The organism is Kitasatospora sp. NPDC001660, assembly GCF_053596725.1.
Window position 1 is genome coordinate 85,224 of record NZ_JBSFGU010000023.1, and the last position, 21,615, is coordinate 106,838.

Annotated in this window: 5 protein-coding genes; all 5 read left to right on the forward strand. The window is 72.8% G+C overall.

The genetic code is table 11. The features are described 5' to 3' along the window. Positions 1-68: 68 nt before the first annotated feature. A complete protein-coding gene (locus ACWCXH_RS24025; protein WP_449803515.1) occupies positions 69-1,880 on the forward strand; it encodes an asparagine synthetase B family protein in 1,812 nt (603 codons plus the stop codon). 540 nt (positions 1,881-2,420) lie between these two features. Beyond that, entirely contained in the window at positions 2,421-8,339 is a 5,919-nt protein-coding gene (locus ACWCXH_RS24030) for a type I polyketide synthase (protein WP_449803516.1), read from the forward strand. A 193-nt stretch (positions 8,340-8,532) separates the two neighbouring features. After that, entirely contained in the window at positions 8,533-10,101 is a 1,569-nt protein-coding gene (locus ACWCXH_RS24035) for an amino acid adenylation domain-containing protein (RefSeq protein WP_449803517.1), read from the forward strand. 83 nt (positions 10,102-10,184) lie between these two features. Further along, a complete protein-coding gene (locus ACWCXH_RS24040) occupies positions 10,185-11,960 on the forward strand; it encodes an acyl-CoA dehydrogenase family protein (RefSeq protein WP_449803518.1) in 1,776 nt (591 codons plus the stop codon). A gap of 49 nt (positions 11,961-12,009) precedes the next feature. After that, positions 12,010-21,615 carry an amino acid adenylation domain-containing protein gene (locus ACWCXH_RS24045; protein ID WP_449803519.1) on the forward strand — a complete coding sequence of 3,202 codons (9,606 nt, stop codon included), beginning with the start codon at positions 12,010-12,012 and terminating at the stop codon, positions 21,613-21,615.

Below are 21,615 nucleotides of genomic sequence, written 5' to 3' on the forward strand. Positions count from 1 at the left end.
GCCTGGTCGGTCCGAGCCGTCCCTTCGTGAACTCCGTCTCTCCCGTACCGCCCGAACGAAGGATGCGTATGTCAGGTATTGCCGGTTGGCTTGATCGGGAGCGGGACTTGAGGTCGTTCGACCTGACGGTCGAACAGATGGCTTCCGCGCTCGTCGTGCGTGGCCGTGCAGGCGGCTCGGCGTGGCTGGAACGGCAAGTCGCCCTGATCCAGCGGGACTCGGCGCATGGCGGGCAGCCTGCGGTCGCCACCGACGCCCTCGGTGACGTGCTGGCCGTCGCGGTGTGCGACGGAGACGTGCTACCGGCGAGCGACCTGGGCTCCGGGGCGGCCGTCGGTTCCGGTGTGACGGTTACCGGTGGCAGCGGCGGGGCGCAGGCCGTGCTCAGGGCCTACCTGCAGTGGGGCCGGTCCGCCTCGGCCCATGTGGACGGGGCGTTCGCCTTCGCCGTCTGGGATGTCCGCAGCGGGGAACTGCTCCTGGGCCGCGACCGGCTCGGAGTGAAACCCCTGAGCTACGTCCTCACCCCCGCGGGGGCGGTGTTCGCCTCCGACATCCCCTCCTTGGTGAGCCATCCGCTGGTGCGCGCCGAGTTGGACGGGGCCGGATTGAGCGCCGTCCTCACACAGTTGCGGAGCCCAGGACACGGCGTTCTGCGCGGCGTTCGCGAGGTACGGCCCGGCCACACCCTGTGCCTCGCGCCGGAGGGTCGGACCGAGGAGCCGTACTGGCGCCTGGAGGCCCGCCCGCACGAGCTCGACCTCGACACCACGGTCAGGCACGTCAGAGAGCTGCTCGAGGACGCGGTGGAACGGGTGCTGCCCGGTGATCGGGCCGCCGTCCTGTTGTCGGGCGGCCTGGACTCCAGCGTCTTGACCGGTCTCGTCGCCACCCGCGGGGGGCGGGCTCCGCAGACCTTCACCGTGATGTTCGGGAGCACCGCCGCCCCCGTTCCGGACCGGCCGTACGCCGAGGAGGTGGTCCGGTTGTGGGGCTGCGACCACCGGGAGGTCGCGGTCCGGCCGGAGGACCTGCTGGACCCGGTGACCTTGGCGGAGGTACTCGCCGCCAAGGACCAGCCGACACCCTTCGGCGACAAGAACATCACCCCCTACCTCTTCAGCCGGCACGTCTCGCAGTACGCCCCGGTCGTGCTCAGCGGGGAAGGCGCGGATGCGCTGTTCGGCGGTTTGGGCGGGTCCATCGACGAGGGCCGGGTCCTGACGTCCTTCCCGTGGATCGAGCGGTCGCGACGATTCGGCATGCCCTACGGCATCGGCGTCGGCCTCTTCGACCAGGCGCTCCTGCAGGCGCTCGATGTCGACGGTCACATTGACCGCATGTTCCGCGAAGCGCTGGAGGAGGTTCCCCACGCGGCACCCACCGATCCGGTCGACCGGCTCGCACGTCAGGTGGACTACCTCACCGTCACCAGGCTGCTGGAGCAGACCGTGCTGCATTCCGAACGGCTGAGCAGCGCAGCCGGCCTTGAGGTGCGGTTCCCCTTCACCGACCATCGCCTGCTGTCGTTCCTGTACAACGTGCCGGCGGCGATGAAATCCTTCGACGGCCGGGAGAAGAGCCTGCTGCGGGCTTTGGGACGCGACGTGGTCCCGCCGTCGGTGCTCACCCGGGCGAAGGTGCCTTATCCCATCACCTACGACCCCGGCTACAAGGCCGGTCTGCTGGGCAGGTTGCGCGAACTCCTCGACGACAGCGCGGCGCCGGTACGCCCACTCGTCGATCTGCCGGCGATCCGACGCATGACCGAAGATCCGGCGCTGCTCGACCGCGGCGGCTGGTTCGGCCGCGCGGACGCGGAGATGGTGCTCCAACTCGACGACTGGATGCGGCGTTTGAACGTGCGGACGCGACTTTGAGCAGCCGCTCCGGGCGACCGGGAGGGCGTGGTTCCGCGCCTTCTCTCCCCTGATCCTGTCCGTTGCCCCGATCTTCCCCTTCTTCTCGACTGCTTTCCTGGCCCTTCCCGTGTCATGGCCGGGCGACTTGGCTTGCCCCGCCGGGGCACCGACCTCGATGTGAGAGCCTCCTTTGACAAGGACAACAAGGACGAAAAGGACAGCGCGGAACGCGTTCAGCGACCCGCAGGGCGCGACGAACCGGCGCTGCTTCACCACCGTACGCATACCCGGGTCGGGGACGGCCGCTCCCGAACCACGTTGCGCGCGGGCGCACATGCCGTCCGGGGCCGCAACACGTTCCGCGGGCGCCTCGGCCGCCGCCCCCCGCGACCGCGACCGCAGCGCGTGGCCATGGTCCGCCGGGTTCGTCACGCTCCGGCCGGCCGCGGGCTCCCCGGAGACGCGAGCCGAGGCTTTCATCCATCGTCTGCCGCCAGTGGTCAGGTCCGGGTTCGGAGACCTGGCTGCTGTGTCCGGCACCGGCTCGGGAGTTGTCCGATGACCCATGAGAACGCCATCGCCCTGGTCGGCATGAGCTGCCGGTTCCCGGGCGCGCACAACGTCGAGGAGTACTGGCACAACCTCCGCACGGGGGCGGACAGCATCAGCCGGTTCAGCCGGGACGAACTGCTGACAGCCGGCGTCGATCCCGCACTCGTCGAGCACCCCGACTTCGTGCCCGCCGGGGGAGTGGTCCCCGGCGGCGACCGCTTCGACCGCGACTTCTTCGGTTACAGCGCCGCCGAAGCCGCCGGCATCGACCCCCAGCACAGGCTCTTCCTGGAGTGCGCCGCCCAGGCTCTGGACGATGCCGGCATCGATCCGCACCGCGCCGGCGACTGGACCGGCATCTACGCGGGCTGCGACCACACTCCACCGCCGATCGCGGGACCGGCCGATCCGGCCACGGCCACCCAGCGGGTGATCGGCCGGGAGAAGGACTTCCTGGCCACCAGGGTGGCCTACAAGCTCGGCCTGCGCGGACCGGCTGTCACGGTGCAGAGCGCGTGCTCGACCGCACTCGTCGCCGTCCACCAGGCATGCCGGGCCCTGCTCGGTTACGAGTGCGACGTGGCTGTCGCGGGTGCTTCCTCGGTGCGGGCGCAGCAGGTCGGCGGGTACCTCTACCAGGAAGGTTCGATCCTCTCGCGGGACGGCCGCTGCAGTGCCTTTGATGCAGGGGCCACCGGCACCGTCAGCAGCGGCGGCGTCGGGGCGGTCGTCCTGAAGCGCCTCGCCGACGCGCTGGATCACGGCGACCGGATCATCGCCGTCATCCGGGGATCCGCCGTCAACAACGACGGAGGGGAGAAGGTCGGCTACACCGCGCCGTCCGTCACCGGGCAGCGCGATGTGATCCGGATGGCGCTGGCCCAGGCCGGGGTCGAGCCTGCGCAGATCGGGTACGTGGAGGCGCACGGCACCGGGACCCCGGTCGGCGACCCGGTCGAACTCGCCGCGCTCAAAGCAGCATTCACCGAGGGGGACGGTCCGGCCCGCCGCGGCACCTCCTGCCTGATCGGCACGGCCAAGGCGAACATCGGCCATGCGGGCGCTGCTGCGGGCATCGCCGGGCTGATCAAGACCGCATTGATGCTGCAGCACCGCGCCTTCGTCCCGACCCCGCACTTCTCCACCCCGAACCCGGCGCTGAATCTGCAGGATTCCCCGTTCCGGGTCAGCACCGAGTACCGCGCCTGGAAGTCCGAGCGGCCCCGGCTCGCGGGGGTCAGCTCCTTCGGCATCGGAGGCACCAACGCGCACCTGGTCGTGGAGGAGCCGCCGCACGCCGAGCCGTACCGGCGCCGCGCCGCCCACGAGCCGCGCGCACTGTGCCTGTCCGCGGGCAGTCCCGAGGCGCTGCACGTCCTGCGCGACCGCCTCGCCGAGCGGCTGGCCTCGCCGGAGGCCCCCGCCCTGGCCGATGCTGCTCGTACCCTGACCGAACGCCGCCGCTTCCCGTACCGCCTCACCGTCGTCGCCGAAGGTGCCGCGGAGGCGGCCGAGCGGCTGCGCGGCACCGACCGCGTCACCAAGGCCGCACTGCGTCCCCAGGCGGCGTTCCTCTTCCCGGGCCAGGGCACCTTGCGGGCCGGGCACGGTCGGGCGGCCCACGCGCTGCTGCCGGTCTTCCGCGAGGTCTTCGAGGAGTGCCGGGCGCGCGTCCTCGCCCGGCACAGCGTGGACCTGGCCCTGGCCCTGGATCCCGACACCGACCCCGCGTGGTTCACCGACACCCGTCACCAGCAGCTCGGCCTGTTCGTCCACGGCTACGCGCTGGCCCGACAACTGATGGCCTGGGACGTGACGCCCGTCGCCATGCTGGGGCACAGCATCGGCGAGTACGTGGCCGCCGCCGTCGCCGGGCTCTGGAGCTGGCAGGACGCCCTCGACGTCGTGTGGCAGCGCTCCAGCGCGATGCACCGGTCGGCCCCCGGTCGGATGCTCGCCCTGCGTCTGCCGCCGCCGGACGCAACCGCGCTGCTGCGGGACGGTGTCGCACTCGCCACCGAGGGCTCCAGCCACGTCGTGCTGTCCGGCCCGGCCGGGCGGATCGAGGAACTCGCCGCCGCGCAGAGCGCGGCCGGTGTCGCGGCCAAGCTGCTCGACACCTGCCACGCCTTCCACTCCCCGCTGATGGCAGACGCCGCCGAGGAACTGCGCCGCGTCCTGTCCTCCGTCCCGAGCCGGGCGCCCGCCCTCAGGTTCGTCTCCGGCGTCACCGGCGACTGGGCCGACCCCGACCGCGCCGCGGACCCCGGCTACTGGGCCGGTCAGCTGCTCGGCACGGTACGGCTGGGCCGTGGGATGCGGACACTCGCGGAGGCCGGCGCACGGCTCGTGATCGAACTGGGCCCCGGTGACTCGCTGGGCCGCGAGGCCGTGCGACAGGGGCAGGACGTCGTACCGGTGGCCCTGCTGGGCCGCGATCCCAAGGAAGAGCCCATCGCCCTGCTGACCGCCGTCGCCCGGTTGTGGGAGGAGGGCGTGAGCGTGGATTGGGCAACGCTGCGGCACACCGAGGCCGGCCGGCTCTGCTCGCTTCCGCCGCACCCCTTCGCCCCCACGATCATCCAGCAGCCCGCCGCCTCCCGGCAGCCGGCCGGCTCGACGGCCGGCGCACCGGTCACGTCCGAGGGCGCGCCGCTGACCACGAAGGTCTGGACGCAGACCACGTCCGCCCTTCCGGGGAGCTTCGACGCCCTCCTGGCGGTGGGGGACGTCGACCCGGGCGTGGCCGCCCTGGTCGGCGCCGACACGGTCGTCCCGGCTCGGTGGGAGCCCCGGTCCGTGGCGGAGGCCGCTGCTGCTCTGGCAGAGCGGGGCGCGTCGCGCCCGCTGGTGGTCGCCGCCCCGCGGCGCGGCGCGGGCACCTTCGACCCGCGTACCCCGGAGACCTCGGCGGTGCTGTCCGAGCTGGCCGCCGCCGCGCAGCGGCTCGGCGCGCCGCTGTTGCTCGCGGGATCGGCGATGACGGACGTGTTCACCGAAACGCCGTCGCCGGGCGCCGCTCAGCTGGCGGCGTGGGCCACGCACCACGGGCGCGCCGGTCGGCCGGTCGCGGTGCTCGACATCGGCACCGGCCCCGCTCCCGCCCGGTTGCCGGCCATCGACGGCTCCGCGACCGCGTACGCCTGGCACCGCCAGGGTTGGTGGGCCCGCGCTTCGAAGCCGGTGCCTGTGCCCCCGGCATCCGTCGACCGCGGCCCCGTCAACTGGGCGGTGGTCACCGACGGCCGCCCGAACGGCGCCGGACTCGCCGCCGACCTGGCCGAGAGCGGGCTCCCGGTGCGCAGCTACACCGATCTGACGCCCCCTGCGGATCTCGGCGAGCGGATCGCCGAGGCGGTCGACCGCGTGGTGTGGAAGAGCGGTGAACCCCCACTCACCCGCAGGCGCGGCCTGAGCCGCACGCTCGACCTGTACTGCGCAGGACTCACCGGCTGCCAGATCATCGCCATGGCCGGCCTGCGGGGCGGTGAGCGCATCGCCGACAACGAACTGCGCCACCGCATCGATCCCGACCGCCGTCTTCCCGCCCTGGCCGACTTCTGCCTGCGCATGCTCGCGGACGAGGGCTGGCTGCGCCGGGACGCCGACGGCTGGCACGTGCACGAAACCATCGTGGACTCGCTCGCCGCCGCCCTGGCCGGTGGCGACGAGCTGACGGAACTGCCCGGCCTGAAGAAGATGCTGGACCACGTCACCGCCGCGTACCCCGACGTCTTCTCCGGCCGCCGTACCCCGGTCTCGGTGCTCTATCCGGACGCGGACGTCGACTTCCTCGACGGCTGCCTGCACGACAACCGGATCCGGCTGGACGACTGCGCCGCCGCCCTTGACGCCCTGCGCACCGTCGTCCGTGAAGCCACCGCCCGGAGGGCGGACGACGACAGCCGACCGCTGCGCGTCCTGGAGATCGGCGCGGGAGCCGGGCGGCTCACCTGGCCGCTGCTCACCGACTGGCCGGAACGCCGTGCGGTCGAGTACCACGTGACCGACGTCAGCCCGCTGATCGTACGGCGGGCCAAGGAGCGCGCGGCCGAACTCGGCCTGACCGACCTGCGGTTCTCGACGTACGACATCGGGCGGGACCCGGTGGAGCAGGGGCTGGCGCCCGGCAGCTACGACGTCGTCATCGGCTACAACGTCGTCCATGTGGCCGAGTCGATTCCCACCGCTCTGCGGCGATTGGCCGGGCTGCTGCGGCCGGGCGGGCGGCTGGGCATGGTCGAGGTGACGGAGATCGCCCGCTGGTCGCACGTGATGTGGGGACTCGCCCCCGGCTGGTGGGACTTCGGCGACGAACTGCGCAGCGACTCCATCCACCTCGATGCCGGGACCTGGCAGCATGCGCTGCGGGACGCCGGATTCACTGACGTCCGTGCGGTGGCCGCGAGCCTGGCCAGCGACCACGTCACCGTACTCGCGGCCAGTCCCGGCCCCGACCTGCCGGAATCCGCCGAAGGACTTCTCTGCCTGCCCGCTCTGCGGCAGGGCGCCGCGCAGCGGTGGGCAGAGCTGCGCTCGACCGCAGCCACCGACGGGCCGGTCTGGGTCGTCACCGAGGACCCGGTCGATTGGCCGGACGAGGAGCTGCGCAGGACCCTGGACCCCGATCCGCACACGCCCGGCTGGGGCCATCTGGAAGTCCCGCGCACCGGGCCGGCGGACCTGGCCGACCTGTTCGGGGGCCACCGGATACCGCCCATGGTGCTGCGGCTGTCCGGTGCCCTTCCCCGCGAGACCCGGGCGGGCACGCCGGCCGTGCCGAGCGCAGCCGTCGCGACGCCGGAACCCGGACGGCCGCACGGGCTCGCCGCCGGGCTCGCCGACATGTGGTGCGAGGTCCTGGGCGCACCCGGCGTCGACGAGAGCGACGACTTCCACCGGCTCGGCGGAGATTCCTTGATGCTCGTCCAGCTCACCGGGATGATCCGCAGCCGGCTGGGGCGGCAGGTCCCCGCCGCGGACCTGCCGTACGAGCTGACCTTCGGCGGCCTGCTCGCCGCCGTGGCGCAGACCCCGTCCGTCGCACCCCCGTCGGCGCCCGTCGCCGGTTCCGGCCGCGTGTCGACGCCCGGAGGGGCCGCGACGCCGGGCCCGGCGTTCCTGCCCGACCATGCCACCGTCCTGCGGAAGGGCGGCGGCGAGTGCCCGCTGTTCCTGGTGGCGCCGGCCACCGGAGACAGCCTGTGCTACCGGCAGCTCGCCGACCGCCTCGAGGGTTCCCGGCCCGTCTACGGTCTCGACTCCCCCGGTCTCGACGGCCACCGCAGGCCGCTGGTCAGACTCGAGGACATCGCCGCGCACCATGTCACCGTCCTCCGGCAGATCCAGCCGAGCGGACCGTACCTGCTGGGCGGCTGGTCGTACGGTGCCATGGTCGGGCACGAGATGACCCGGCTGCTGGAGTCGATGGGGCAGCGGGTGGAGTTGCTGGTCGCCATCGACGGCTATCTGCCCCCGACCAGCGGCCTGCCGGTCGCCGCACGACCCTCCTGGCTGCTGCCCAGCGTCGGTCTCATGCTGAAGGCCCGTCTTGCGCGTGGCCGCTCGCTCGCCGTTGGCAACGCCGGAAGGCCCGCGCGCGTCGACGGTGAACTCGCACGGATCGACACCCTGGCCGCACTGGCGCCCGCGACGGGCGGGCCGGACTACGTGCGGCTGCACAACGCGAGCATCACGGCGCTGCTGCGGCACCGGCCCAGGCCGGTGACCGGCCGGATGCTGCTGCTCAAGGCAGGAGTCGACGCGGCCGGGCGCGCCAGGCTGACCCGGCAGCTCGCCGCGCTGTACGGCGAGGTGACGGTCCGTCCGGTACCGGGCAACCACCACAGTGTCCTCGGCCGGCACCACGTGGCCGCGCTGGCCGCAGAGATCGACCGGGCGCTGGCTGTGACGGCGGTGGGCTGACCCCGACGTGTGCCCGCGGCACGGACGCGTCCCGCGGGCACACACGGTCGACGAGCCCCCGGCCGTCCGGCCCCGGCGATCGGCCGGCGCCAGGGCGCGGCCCGTCGGCAAGGCGTTGACCGGCCTCGGCCGGCAGGACGCACCCCTGTCCGCTCCTCCTTGACGTCCCACTCCCTGACGAAGGCGTTGTCCCATGGCGTACCGCTGCCCCCCGACCACCCCGACCCTTCTCCAGCACTTGTTCGACGCTCAGGCCGCCCGGGTTCCGGACCGGATCGCGCTGCGTGACGAGCACAAGGTGCTCACCTATGCCGAGACCGCTCGCCGCGCCCAGCGGCTGGCCGCTCGACTGCACCGGGCATGCCCGGTGCCGGGCGCACGGATCGGGCTGCATCTGCGCCGCGGAGCCGACACGGTGGTGGCGATGCTGGCCGTACTGAAGAGCGGGCACACGTACGTACCGCTCGACCCCGGCTACCCCTCCGAGCGGTTGCGCTACATGGCCGAGGACGCCGCCCTCACGCTGATCCTCACCGACCAGGAGCTGCCGCCGGAGCTCTCGGGGCTTGCGACGGAGCCCATGGAGGAGCCCGCCTCCGCCCGGCTGCCGGACGCGGTACCGGAGTGCGCGGTCGATCCCTCGACCCCCGCGTACGTCATCTACACCTCGGGTTCCACCGGCCGGCCGAAGGGCGTGCAGGTGCCGCACCGCAACGTCCTCGCCCTGGTGCGTGCTTGTGACCGCCGGTACGAACTCGACGGCGACGACGTGTGGACCATGTTCCACTCGGCGTCCTTCGACTTCTCCGTGTGGGAGGTGTGGGGCGCGCTCGCGCACGGTGCGACTCTCGTCGTGGTCCCGGAGGAGACCGCCCGCTCGCCACGCGCCATGCTCGACCTGCTCACGCGTGAACGGGTCACCGTGCTGAACGTCGTGCCGTCGGTCTTCCGCCATCTGGTACGGGCGGTCGAGCCCGGCACGACGTCCGGGCCGCCGCTGCGGTACGTGGTCTTCGGCGGGGAGTCCATCAATGCGGCCGACGTCCGCGACTGGCGGCGGGTCTTCGGCACCGGAACACGATTCGTCAACACCTACGGGATCACCGAGGCGACCGTCTTCGTCACCTCCCGCCCGCTGACCGACGCGGAGCTGGACGCCGGGTCGTCCGCGGCGGCGACCTCCGACTTCGCCGTCGACCTCGGCGAGCCACTGGACGGCTGGGAACTACGCGTGCTGGACGAAGCCGGCGAGCCGGTACGGCCCGGGGAGACCGGCGAGATCCACGTGGCAGGCGACGGGCTGGCGCTCGGCTACCTCGGCCGACCCGACCTGACGGGCGAACGCTTCGTCGAGCGCTCGGTCGCCGGCGGTCCGACGCGGCGCTACTACCGCAGCGGCGATCTCGCCCGGCTGACCCCGGACGGCACGCTGTGCTACGCGGGCCGCGCGGACGACCAGGTGAAGATCAACGGCTTCAGGATCGAACTGGGCGAGGTGGAGGCAACCCTGCAGGGGCTGCCAGGTGTGCAGGACCTCGTGGTGGTCAAGGTCACCAGCCGGATCGCCGAGGCCATGATGGTGGCCTGCTGGACGGCCGCTCCCGGCACCGACCCCGATCGGACCGCCGCTCTGCTCAGGACGGCCGCCGCCGCTCTGCTGCCCCGGCACATGGTCCCCGGACGCTTCGTCCGGCTTCCGGAACTGCAGTTGAGTCCGTCGGGCAAGACCGACCGCCGGTCCCTGGTCCGGTCGCTCGGCTAGTCGGGCCGCCGCGACCGCGCGGCCCTTGCGTCCAAGGCCGCCTGACGGCCTCCGCACCCGCCCTCGACGATAGGCCCGCTCACATGACACAGCAGCGCTCCGGCGGCACCCGCAACTTCAACTCCGACCCGGACCGCCCCAGCTTCCTGGAGGAGCTCTTTCAGGGCCGGTTCCGGTGGGACCTCATCCACCCGTTCCCCGAGCAGGAAGCCGCTGACCGGGCGCGCGGTGACGAGGCGGTCGGCGCGCTCGGGGACTTCCTGCGCGAGCATGTCGACCCGGCCGAGGTCGAGTCCACCAGCCGGTTGCCCGACGGCCTGCTCGAGGAACTCCGGGCACGGGGCTACCTGGGTCTCCAGCTCGACGCCGCGCTGGGCGGCCTGGGCCTGTCGCACTTCAACACCTTCCGGATGATCGAGGCCGCCGCCACCTGGTGTTTCCCGGTCGCCCTGGTGATGGGCATCGAGAACTCCGTGGGTGCGTCGGCGTTCCTCCCGGTGGTGTCCGGAGGGCCGTTGAAGGAGCTGCTGGCCAAACACCAGGCGGTGGGCGGTCTGTCGGGCACCGCCGACACCGAGATCGCGGGGGCGGCGAACCAGCACCGCCTCACCACCGCCGAGCCGGTCGACGGGGGAGACGCCTACATCCTCAACGGGCACAAGCTCTTCGTCGGTCACGCCCCCGTCGGCAGCCTGTTCAGTGTGACCGCGGCGGTGCGCGAGAACGGCACGGTCGGCACCCGCGTGTTCTTCGTGGAGGCCGACAGCCCCGGATTCACCAGCGGGCAGTGGCACGAGTTCGCCGGCATCAGGGGCTTTCCCAACGGCTACATCACGTTGGAGAACGTCCGGGTCCCCGCCACCCACCAGCTCCACGAGGCACACGACCCGCGCTCGCGGCTCACCCCGGCCGTCTCCCGGCTCGTCATCCGGGGCCGCATGCACATGATCGTCGCACCGTCGCTCGCGGTGGCCAAACGCTGCTGCCAGTGGTCCCGGGACTTCGTCAACCGCAGGACCGTCGACGGGCGCCCTCTCCGGGAGTACGAGGAGATCCGGCGGCAGGTGGCCGAGACGCTCTCCGAGACCTTCGCCCTGGAGAGCGTCGCCCGGGCCGCGCTGCTCCCCGAGGACCTGATGCTGGGCCACAACCTCGCCTTCAAACAGAACGTCGCCAAGAACATCGGCTCGGTCACCGCATGGCGCATCGCCGACCGCACGGTGTCGCTGCTGGCGGCGGAAGGGTACGAGACCGCTGCCAGCAAGGCCCGCCGCGGCGCACCCGCCCTCCCCGTCGAACAGGCCCTGCGCGACGTGCGCAACATGCGGGTGTCCGGCGGCGTCGACTTCATGATCGACTATTGGGTGGCAGGTCGCATGATCCTCTCCTACTACTACCCCGAACCGGCCGAGGCCGCAGCGCCGACCGTCCCGTGGAACCCCGATCCGACGGACACGGAGCTCAGTGAACGCAACCGAGGCCACCTGGCGGCGATCGCCGCCGACGTGCAGCGGTTCGGCCACATGTGCCGGGAGCTGGTGCGCTGCCACCCGGACCGGGCCGAACTGGCCGAACACCAGCGCATCCTGATCCTGCTGACCCAGATCACCAGTGAGCTGCTCACCATGTCCGTCACCCTGGCCCGAGCGTCCCGAATGTCCGCCGAACCGGACACCGCGGACACCGCCGACGGCCAGCGGCTGGCCGACCTGTACTGCACCGCCGCCCGGCACCGGCTGGCCGACCTGTGGCACCGGCTGTCCGCCGCCGCCGGCGCGGACGACGCCGACTTCGCCGGGCAGAGCGACGCCTGGAACGCGTCCGACGAGCCCCACCACCTGTCCGCCGACTTGATCTGACACGCCACCACCCCTCAGCCAGCGCATTCGAATGAAGGAGCCATTTCCTATGCCCGCCCCCTCCGGCCCGCGAGCCGCGCGTGTCTCGCAGATTCCCCTCTCGGTCGGCCAGGAGGCCATGTGGCTTGGCTGGAAACTCGATCCAGGCCAGTGGTCGCACATCATCCCCACTCCCTTTCGGGTCACCGGCACCCTCGACGGCGACCGGCTGCGCCAGGCGGTCGCCGCGGTCGGAAGGGCCTACCCGCAGTTGCGCGCCCGGGTCGTCGAGACGCCGGACGGGCCGTGTCTGAACTGGGCCGAGGCGCCGCCGATCACGGTGACGGAGCACGCGGTGACCGGTGCTCTCGAAAGCGAGGTACGCCGAGTCTGGCAGCGTCCCTTCGACCTGCGGCACGGTCCCCTCGCCCGAGTCGACGTCCTGCGGGGCCCGGACTGGACGGTGCTGCTCCTCGCCGTCCACCACCTGGTCTTCGACGGGGCCTCGATCCTCGTCCTCCTCGACCGGCTGCGCAGTGCCTACGCCGGGCAGCCACTGGAGGAGCCGGACCACGCGCCGGCCCTCGCAGCCTTCGCCGCCCGTTCCCGGGAACTCGCCGATACCCCGGCCGGTGACGCACACCGCGCCTACTGGCGGGATGTGCTCGCCGTTCGGCCGCCGGTGCTGGACCTCCCCGAGTCGGTGGACGGGCCGGGCTACGCCGTCCTCGACACGGCAGTGCCGCCGGAGCTCGCCCGGCGGCTGCGGGATCGAGCCCGCGAACTCGGTGTGTCGTACGTGGCCACGCTGTTCGGGGCCTACTTCGTTCTGCTGCGCCGTCACTGCGGCCAGGACGACCTCCTCGCCTCGATCCCCTTCCACGGACGCACGGACCGCGCCGGCCGCCGCGATCCCGCGCTGAGCGAGACGGTCGGCTATTTCGTCAACGCCCTGCCGGTGCGCTGCCGGGTACGGAACGGCGACTCCCTCGCCGACGTGGTCCGCGCCGTCGGCGCCGACCTGCGCACCGCGGCCGGCCACGGCGACCTGCCGCTGCCCGCGATCCTGCGGGAGGCCGGGCTCACCGGATGGGAGGCCCGCGCCCACACCCACGGCACGGTCTTCCAGTACTGGCACGCGGGATTGCGCGAGGACGTGGACGTCCAGGACCTGCGACTGCGGGGGGCGGACGTCGGGGGACACGGCGCGGACGAGTGCTCCGCCTCCCTGCTCGGCATGGAGAGCAGTGCCGACTACACCCTCGCGGTGATGGTCCGCGAGGACAGCGCCGGTACGCATGTGCTGTGGAAGGACCCGGCAGGCGCCGTCGGACCGACCATGCTGCGCATGCTGGCCGACGACTACCTCGCGGTGCTCGCGGCCGTCGCCGAGGACGCGGACACCGGCGTCGCCGAGTTCACCGATCGGGTCGCCACCGCACAGGGCCCGGTCGCCCCCAGCCGCGTCGCTGCCCTCCTCGAGGCGCTTCCGGCCGTGCGGCGCGCCGTGGTGACCCCCACTGCGGCAGGGGCCGACCTGCACGTCCGGCTGACTCCGGAGGGCCAGGTGACGGCTGCCGACGCCCTCGCGGCCGTCCGGGCCGGACTCGGCGACCGCGCTCCGCGGATCCGGGTCACCGTCGTCCAGGCTCCCGCCGCCGGCTCGTCACCGGCCACCGGGCCCCGCCAGGAGCCCCCCACTCCCGCACTCGCGGCCATGACCGAGCTGTGGGAGGAGGTCCTGGGGATCGACGGCATCGAGCCCGACGACTCCTTCTTCGAACTGGGCGGGCACTCCCTGATCGCCGAGTCCCTGGTGATCGCGGTCTCCCGTCGGCTGGGCCGCGAGGTCGCCGTTCGCGCCCTGTTCGAGTACCCGCGCCTGCGTGACTTCGCCGACCAGCTCGGCCTCCATGACGCCCCGTCCGAGACCGGCGAGGCTCCGATCCCCCCTTCCGCCGGCACACCGGACGACGCGTCCTTCCCGGCGTCCGGATTCCAGCAGCGGATCTGGCTCGCCGAGCGGATCGACCCCGGTGCCGCCTCCTACAACGTGCCGCTCGCCTGGCGGATCCAGGGCGGCCGCGTGGACCTCGGTACCCTGGCCCGTGCGCTGGAACTCCTGGTGGCGCGGCACGAGATCCTGCGCACCCGGTTCGTCGAACACGACGGCGTGCTGCGCCAGCACGTCGAGGACGTCTGGCACCCTCGACCGGACCACATCGACCTGCGTGACAGCCCGGACGCCGAAGCCGACCTGTGCCAGTGGCTGAACCGGGCCGCCGACCAGTCCTTCGACCCCGCCGCGGGCCGACTGCTGACCGCCGCGCTGCTGGAGATCGGCGAGGCGGCGGGGCAGGTCCTCTTCGTCTGCCTGCACCACCTGGTGTGGGACGGCGAGTCCGCGGGGGTCTTCCTGCGAGAGCTGTCCTCCTGCTACGACGAAGCCGCACGCGATGAAGCCGGCCCGCGGGACGAAGCCGTCGCTGCTGCTGACGTCGTGGACGACCGGGGCGGCCCCGAGACCCACGCCGTCTCCGCGCACCAGGAACGCATCGGCTTCATCGACCAGTTCGAGAAGGGCACCGTCTACCCGACCGCGCCCGTCTACCACAACCTGCCGCTCTTCCTCCGGCTCGACGGCGCCGTCGACCCCGTTCGACTCCGAAACGCGGTCGACCAAGTGGTCGCCGCGCACGAAGCCCTGCGCACCGGCCTCAAGGAGACCGCGGGACGGATCACCCAGGTCATCCACCCGCGCGCCCGTGTGGAGCCGCGGTGGTTCGACGCACGGCCGGACCAATCGGGCACCGTACCCCAGTCGCTGCGGAGCTGGGCCATGGAGCCGTTCGCCCTCGACTCCCCGTCCCTGCTGCGGGTGGCCGCCCAGCCCTCGCCGGAAGGCATCCTCTGGCTCGCACTCGTCGGCCATCAGGCCGTCGTCGACCGTGCCGCGCTACTCGTCGTCGGCGAGGACCTGCTGACCGCCCTCGACGGCGGGGCCATCGCCGGCAGCAGCTACCGCCGGTGGCTGGCCGAGCAGTCCCCGGATGAGCGCACGCGAGACCTCGACGTACGCGCCGCCTCCCTCAGCGGCGCCGTCGAACCCGTGCGACTGCCCGAGCGCCGCCCCCGCAAGCCCGTCCACGTCTACGAGGAGCACGCCGTCGACGTGCGGCTGCCGGAGTCACAGCCGCTCTCCGACTTCGCCGACCTGCACGGCCTGACCCGTGAGGACGTCCTCCTCGCCGCCTTCGCCGCGCTGCTGGCCTGGTACTCCGGTCAGCAGGAGATGGTGGTCGGAGTCGCCCACCACGCTCGCCGCGACGCCGACCGCCGCGTTGTGGGCCCCCTGGCGAACCTGCTGCCCCTGCGATTGCGGCCCGCCGCCGACACCAGCTTCCGGACGCTGGCGGTGCACGTTGCCGCGGAACTCGCCACGGCCCGCCGACACGACCGCGCTCCGTTCGACGAGCTGGTGCGGCGGCTCGACCCGGCCAAGGACATGAGCCGCACCGCCCTGTTCGACACGTTGTTCACCTGGGCCGAACCGTCGGCCTTGCTGCCCACGGCGACCGAACTGGGCGCCGGCCACGGCAAGTACGACCTCCACCTGTTCCTGCGCCCCGAGGGGGAGACCGGCGCCGCGGGCAGCCTGATCTTCAACGGGCTGTACTTCGACGACGCCCAGATCCAGCTCATGGCCGAGCACTACGCACTGCTGCTGCGGGCGGTGCTCGACGCTCCCGACCGGCCCGTAGGCGACGCGGAACCGCTGACCGACCGTGAGCGGCACAGCCAGCTGCAGGTATGGAACGACACCGGCGCGGACTACCGGGCGACCACCCTGCACACCCTGCTGCGCGAGCGGGCCGAGCACCAGCCGGCCGCCACCGCCCTCACCGACCTCACCGTCGGCGCCCCGGCCCACCACCGCTACCGTGAACTCCTCGAACGGGCCGAGGTGCTCGCCCGCGGTCTCGTGGCACGCGGCGTGCGCCCCGGGGAGCTGGTCGCTCTCCTGCTGCCCCGCGGCGCGGCACAGGTGGAGGCGATGATCGCGGTGCTGCTGGCCGGCGCCGCCTACCTGCCGCTCAACCCCGCACTCCCCGACGAGCGCAAGGAGTTCATCTTCGCCGACTCGGGAACCCGCTGGGCCGTGGTACCGGACGGCTCCACCGCCGACGTACCGGCCGCGTTCACCGGAGAGACGCTGACCCCGGCCGGACTGGCCGCCGCGGACGACCCGTCCACCGTCCTGCCCGACACCGCCCCGGACTCCCCGGCCTACTGCATCTACACCTCAGGCACAACCGGGCGCCCCAAGGGCGTGGTGATCAGCCACCGCAACGTCGTCCGGTTGATCGCCAACGACCGGTTCCCCTTCTCCTTCGGACCGAGCGACGTGTGGACGATGTCCCACTCCTACGCCTTCGACTTCTCGGTCTGGGAACTGTTCTGCGGCCTCGCCCACGGCGGTCGCGTCGTGCTCGTCTCCGAGGCCGACGTGCGCGATCCCCACCGCTTCTGGCAGCTGCTGCGCCGCGAACGGGTCACCGTGCTCAACCAGACCCCGACCGCCTTCCGCGAGCTCCTCACCGCCGAGCGGGACGAACCGGCGGCCCTGGACCACCTGCGCTACGTGATCTTCGGCGGCGAACCGCTGCCGCCCGCGCTGCTCGCGCCCTGGACGGACGTCCACCCGCACGTACGGCTCGTCAACATGTACGGGATCACGGAGACCACCGTCCACGTCACCGCCCGCACCGTCACCAGGGCCGACATCGACGCAGGACGCAGCGTCATCGGCACCCCCATCCCCACCACCACCGTCCACCTGCTCGATCCGAACACCGGTCGGCGACTGCTGCCGGTCGGCGCCGTCGGTGAGATACACGTCGGCGGGGCGGGGGTCGCGGAAGGCTACCTGAACCGACCGGATCTGACGGCCGAGCGGTTCGTCGCGAACCCGCACGGTGCCGGTACCCTCTTCCGCAGCGGTGACCTGGGGCGCTACCGTCCCGACGGAACGATCGAGTTCCTGGGCCGCGCCGACTCCCAGGTGCAGGTACGCGGCCACCGCGTCGAACCCGGCGAGATCGAGACCGTGCTGCGCGAGCATCCGGCCGTGGCCGACGCCGCCGTGGTCATGGAGGACGACCGGCTCGTCGGCTACGTCCTGCCCCATGGGAAACCGCCCCGGGCGGCCGAATTCCGCGCCCACCTGCGGGCGAGCCTGCCTGAGTACATGGTCCCCGGGCCCCTGCGTGCGGTGGACGCGCTGCCGCTGACCGCCAACGGCAAGCTCGATCACCAGGCTCTGCGCGCCGCGGCGATCCCTCTCGACACGTCGGAAGGCCGGGCGCCCACCACGCCCACCGCCGACGCCGTCGCCGAGCTGTGGGCGGTGCTGCTGGACGTCGGCCGGGTCGGAGCCGACGACTCGTTCTTCGCCCTCGGCGGCCACTCGCTGCTGGCCGTGCGCATGCTCCGCCAGATCGGCTCGCAACTCGGCGTCACCCTTCCCCTGCGTCAGCTCTTCGAGAACCCTCGCCTCCAGGACTTCGCCGACCTCGTGGACGCGGAGCGGGCCACGACCCCGCAGATCACGCGTGCGGCCCCGGACACCGCTGCCGCGCCGCCCGCCTCCGGTTTCCAGGAGCGGATCTGGCTCGCCGAGCGGTTCGCCCAGGACAGCGCCTACACGATCGTCTGTGCCTGGCACGCCCCTGCCGGGCTGGACCACGCCCTGCTGCAACGCGCCCTCGGCCTGCTCGTGGCCCGCCACGAGATCCTGCGGACCGCGTTCATCGAGCAGGACGGCCGCCTGCGCCAGCACGCCGGCGCCCCGTGGACCCCGCAACCGGAGAGCCTCGACCTGCGCCGCGACGCCGATCCCGACGCAGGTCTGCGCGCCTGGTCCCGGGAGCAGGCTGCCGCCCCGTTCGACCCTGCGTCCGGTCGACTGCTCCGTGCCGCCCTGGCCGACCTCGGCGAGCGCGGCCACGCCCTGCTGCTCTGCTTCCACCATCTGGTCATCGACGGCGAGTCGATCCCCACACTCCTGACCGACCTCCAGCTCTGCTACCGCGCCGCCCAGGACGGTACCCGACCCTCCCAGGTGGTCGCGCAGTACCGGGAGTTCAGCGCCGCGCAGGAGGCGCAGCGAGGCGGTGGCCGGCACACCGCCGACCTCGCCTACTGGGACCGCCACCTCGCGGGAGCACCGGCCCACGCCCGGCTGGCCGCCCCTCGGGTCGCGGAACCGCACGGCGCGATCGTCCTGGACCTGCCCGCCGATCTGACCGAGCGGCTCGGCCCGGTACAGCGGGAGCACGGCGTGTCCTGGTTCGTGATCGCGGCCAGCGTGCTGGCCGTGGCGCTGCACCGCACCACCGGCAGCGGCGACCTCACCATCGGCGTGCCGTTCTCGCTGCCCGACCGCTCCCGTTTCCCCGGTCTGATCGGGCCCTGCCTCAACACGGTGGTGCTGCGTTCCCGCCCCGCCGCCGGCGCCACCCTGCTCGACCTGCTCACCGCGATGCGCACCGAAACACTCGACGCCCGCCAGCACGGCGGCGCTCCCTTCGAGGAGGTGGTGGAGCGGCTGAACCCGGCACGCGAGCCGGGACGGGCTCCGTACACCGACATCACGCTCAACATGAACCTGCTGGACGGCCGCACCACGCAACTCGGCGACGGACGACTCGCACCCCTGGTCCTCGATCCCATCGGACAGCACGAGACCAAGTTCGCGATCACCGTCACGCTGGTCGAGGAGCACGGCCGACTCAGCGGCGTCCTCGCCTACCGGGGCGATCTGGTCGCCGCCACCGCGGCCCGGCGCCTGGCCCAGGCCGTGTCCGGTCTCCTCGCCGACCTGCCGTCCGCCCTGCGACAGCCCGTCGTCCTCGCGGACCGCAGTGCGACCCCCGACCCGGCACACCGGGATTCCGTCCAGTACCGGGACTACGTCGCCGCCCAGGCGTGCGCGCACGACACCCTGCGACGCGCCGAGGACCTCGCGTACTGGAGCGACCACCTCGCCGAAGCCCCGCAGTACACCGATTTCGCCGCACCCGACGTGCCCGGGCCCAACGGCACCGTGACCGTGCCGCTGCCACCGGACCTGACGGCACGTCTGCGCTCGGTCCAACAGGACCGGAACTGCACCCTCTACCAGATCGCTGCCACCGCACTGGCCGCCGTGCTGCATCGTTGGACCGGGCGCGAGGACGTCGTCTTCGCCACCCCGCTCGCCCACCGCGACGACCCCCGCTTCGCGGACCTCCTGGGCCCGTGCCTCAACACGGTGGTGCTGCGTTCCCGCCCCGCCGCCGACGCCACTCTGCTCGACCTGCTCACCGCGATGCGCACCGAAACACTCGACGCCCACCAACACGGCGGCGCTCCCTTCGAGGAGGTGGTGGAGCGGCTGAACCCGGTCCGCAGGCCCGGCCGCACCCCGTACGCGGACGTGACGCTCAGCCTGGAGACCGCCCCGGCCGAACCGCCCCGCCTGGCGGGCCACCCGCTGGTCCGCCTGCCGCTGGTCTCGGACAGCGCGGGCTACCTCGGCAAACTCGGCATCACCGTGGTGCTCTCGCTCACCGGCGACGCCCTCACCGGCACCGTCGCCTACCGCGGGGACCGCATCCGGCGCTCCGACGCCGAGCAGTTGGCCGCGCTCCTCGGCCGCGTCCTTGCCGCCCTGCCCGCCGCACTCGGCACCCGCCTCGACGCCCTCGATCTCCTCGGCGACGATCCCGAGGAGGAGGCGCGCCTGAGGGCCTGGGAGAGCGGCGGCGAACCCGCACCCGCCACCACCGTGCCGGCCCTGCTCCACCGCTGGATCCGCCGGACACCCGATGCCCCGGCAGTGGAGACCGGACACGGCGTCCTCACCTACCGGGCTCTGCACGACCGGGCTCTCACCCTCGCCGCACGCCTGCGCCCGCTGCGACCGGCCACCGACCCGGTGGTCGCGCTGCTCCTCGGCCGGGGCGAGGAGCTGATCGTCGCGATGCTCGCCACCTGGTACGCGGGGGCCGCGTTCTGCCCCATCGATCCCGCCACCCCGCCGGAGCGCGTGGACGAGCTCCTGGCCGACCTGCAGGCCTGCGCCGTCATCACCACCGACTCCGCCGCCGCCGCACGGCTCACCGCAGCCGGAGCCACCGTCCTCGGTGTCCCCGGCACAGCCGGGCCGATGCCCGACCCGGACACCGCCCCGATCCCGGTGGCCCCGCAGGATGCCGCGTACGTCATCTACACCTCCGGCACCACCGGGCGGCCCAAGGGTGTGATGGTCCGCCACCGCGGCCTGGCCCAGCTCGCCCTGTGGGGTCAGGACTCCTTCGGCCTCGGGCCCGCCGACCGGACCGGACAGCTCCTCGGCGCCGCCTTCGACGCCACCCAGTGGGACGTGTGGTCCGCCCTCACCTCCGGAGGCTGCGTCGTCCCGCACGAGGGCGCCGTTGAGGCAACCGGCCTCGCGCGATGGCTCGACGATCGCCGGATCTCCGTCGCCCTGCTCGCCACCCCGCTCGCCGAGACGCTGTGGGCGGCCGATCCGGAACTGCCCCACCTGCGCTGGATGCTCGTCGGCGCCGCCCCGCTCACCCGAACGCCCCCGCCACGCACCACCTACCGGGTGCGCAACGCGTACGGCCCCACCGAATCCACCGTCATAGCGCTCACCCACGATCTCCACAGCGACGCCAAGGGGCCGCTGAACACCCTCGGCAGGCCGGTCACCGGAACCGACGTCCTGGTCCTCGACCCGTACGGCCGCCGCTGCCCGGCCGGCGTGGCGGGGGAGATCTACATCAGCGGCGCCGGTGTGGCAGCCGGCTACTGGCGGCTGCCGGAGCTGACCGCCGAGCGCTTCTGCCCCGCCCCCGAAGCCCCCGGTGAACCGGTGAGCACCCCCGCCGTGCGCTATCGCACCGGTGACCGGGGACGGCGGCAGACCGACGGCACCATCGAGTACCTGGGCCGCATCGACCGCCAGTTGAAGATCCGCGGATACCGCATCGAACCCGGCGAGATCGAAGCGGCGCTCCTGCGCCACTCCGCGGTGGCAGCGGCCGTCGTCCACGGCGACCCGCACCGCACACCCAGCCTCACCGCCTACCTGGTTCCCGAGCAGGGCGGGGCCACCCGGCCCTCGGTCGCCGAAGTGCTCGAAGGGCTCGGCTCCCTGCTCCCGGCGCATCTGGTCCCCGAGGCAGTGGTGTGGCTCGCGGAGCTGCCGCTGAACCCCAGTGGCAAGGTCGACCCGTCCCGACTGCCACAGCCGGGCCGCGCCGACCTGCCGGTGGCTGCCGACCGGGTCGTCCCGCGCGACGACCTGGAGCGCGAGATCGCCCAGGCGTGGACCGACGTCCTCGGCCTCACCGAGGTCGGAATCCACGACAACTTCTTCGACCTGGGCGGTAATTCGCTCTCCCTGGCCAAGCTCCACCATCGGCTTGCCCAGCGGACCGCACCCCGGCTGTCCCTCACCGCGCTCTTCGAACACGCCAGCATCGCGGCTCTGGCCCGATTCCTCACGGACAGCGCCGGTGATACCGCCGTGGCCCCCACCGACGCGCTGCGCGACCGCGCGGCCAGGGCTCGTCGGGCCGCCGCCCGCCAGGCCGCCACCGGACGCCCGAAAGCCGCGAGGAACTAG

Bases quoted from the DNA above. Each gene is read 5' to 3' on its own strand.
- ACWCXH_RS24025 (WP_449803515.1), top strand. From the start codon at position 69: ATGTCAGGTATTGCCGGTTGGCTTGATCGGGAGCGGGACTTGAGGTCG.
- ACWCXH_RS24030 (WP_449803516.1), top strand. From the start codon at position 2,421: ATGACCCATGAGAACGCCATCGCCCTGGTCGGCATGAGCTGCCGGTTC.
- ACWCXH_RS24040 (WP_449803518.1), top strand. From the start codon at position 10,185: ATGACACAGCAGCGCTCCGGCGGCACCCGCAACTTCAACTCCGACCCG.
- ACWCXH_RS24035 (WP_449803517.1), top strand. From the start codon at position 8,533: ATGGCGTACCGCTGCCCCCCGACCACCCCGACCCTTCTCCAGCACTTG.
- ACWCXH_RS24045 (WP_449803519.1), top strand. From the start codon at position 12,010: ATGCCCGCCCCCTCCGGCCCGCGAGCCGCGCGTGTCTCGCAGATTCCC.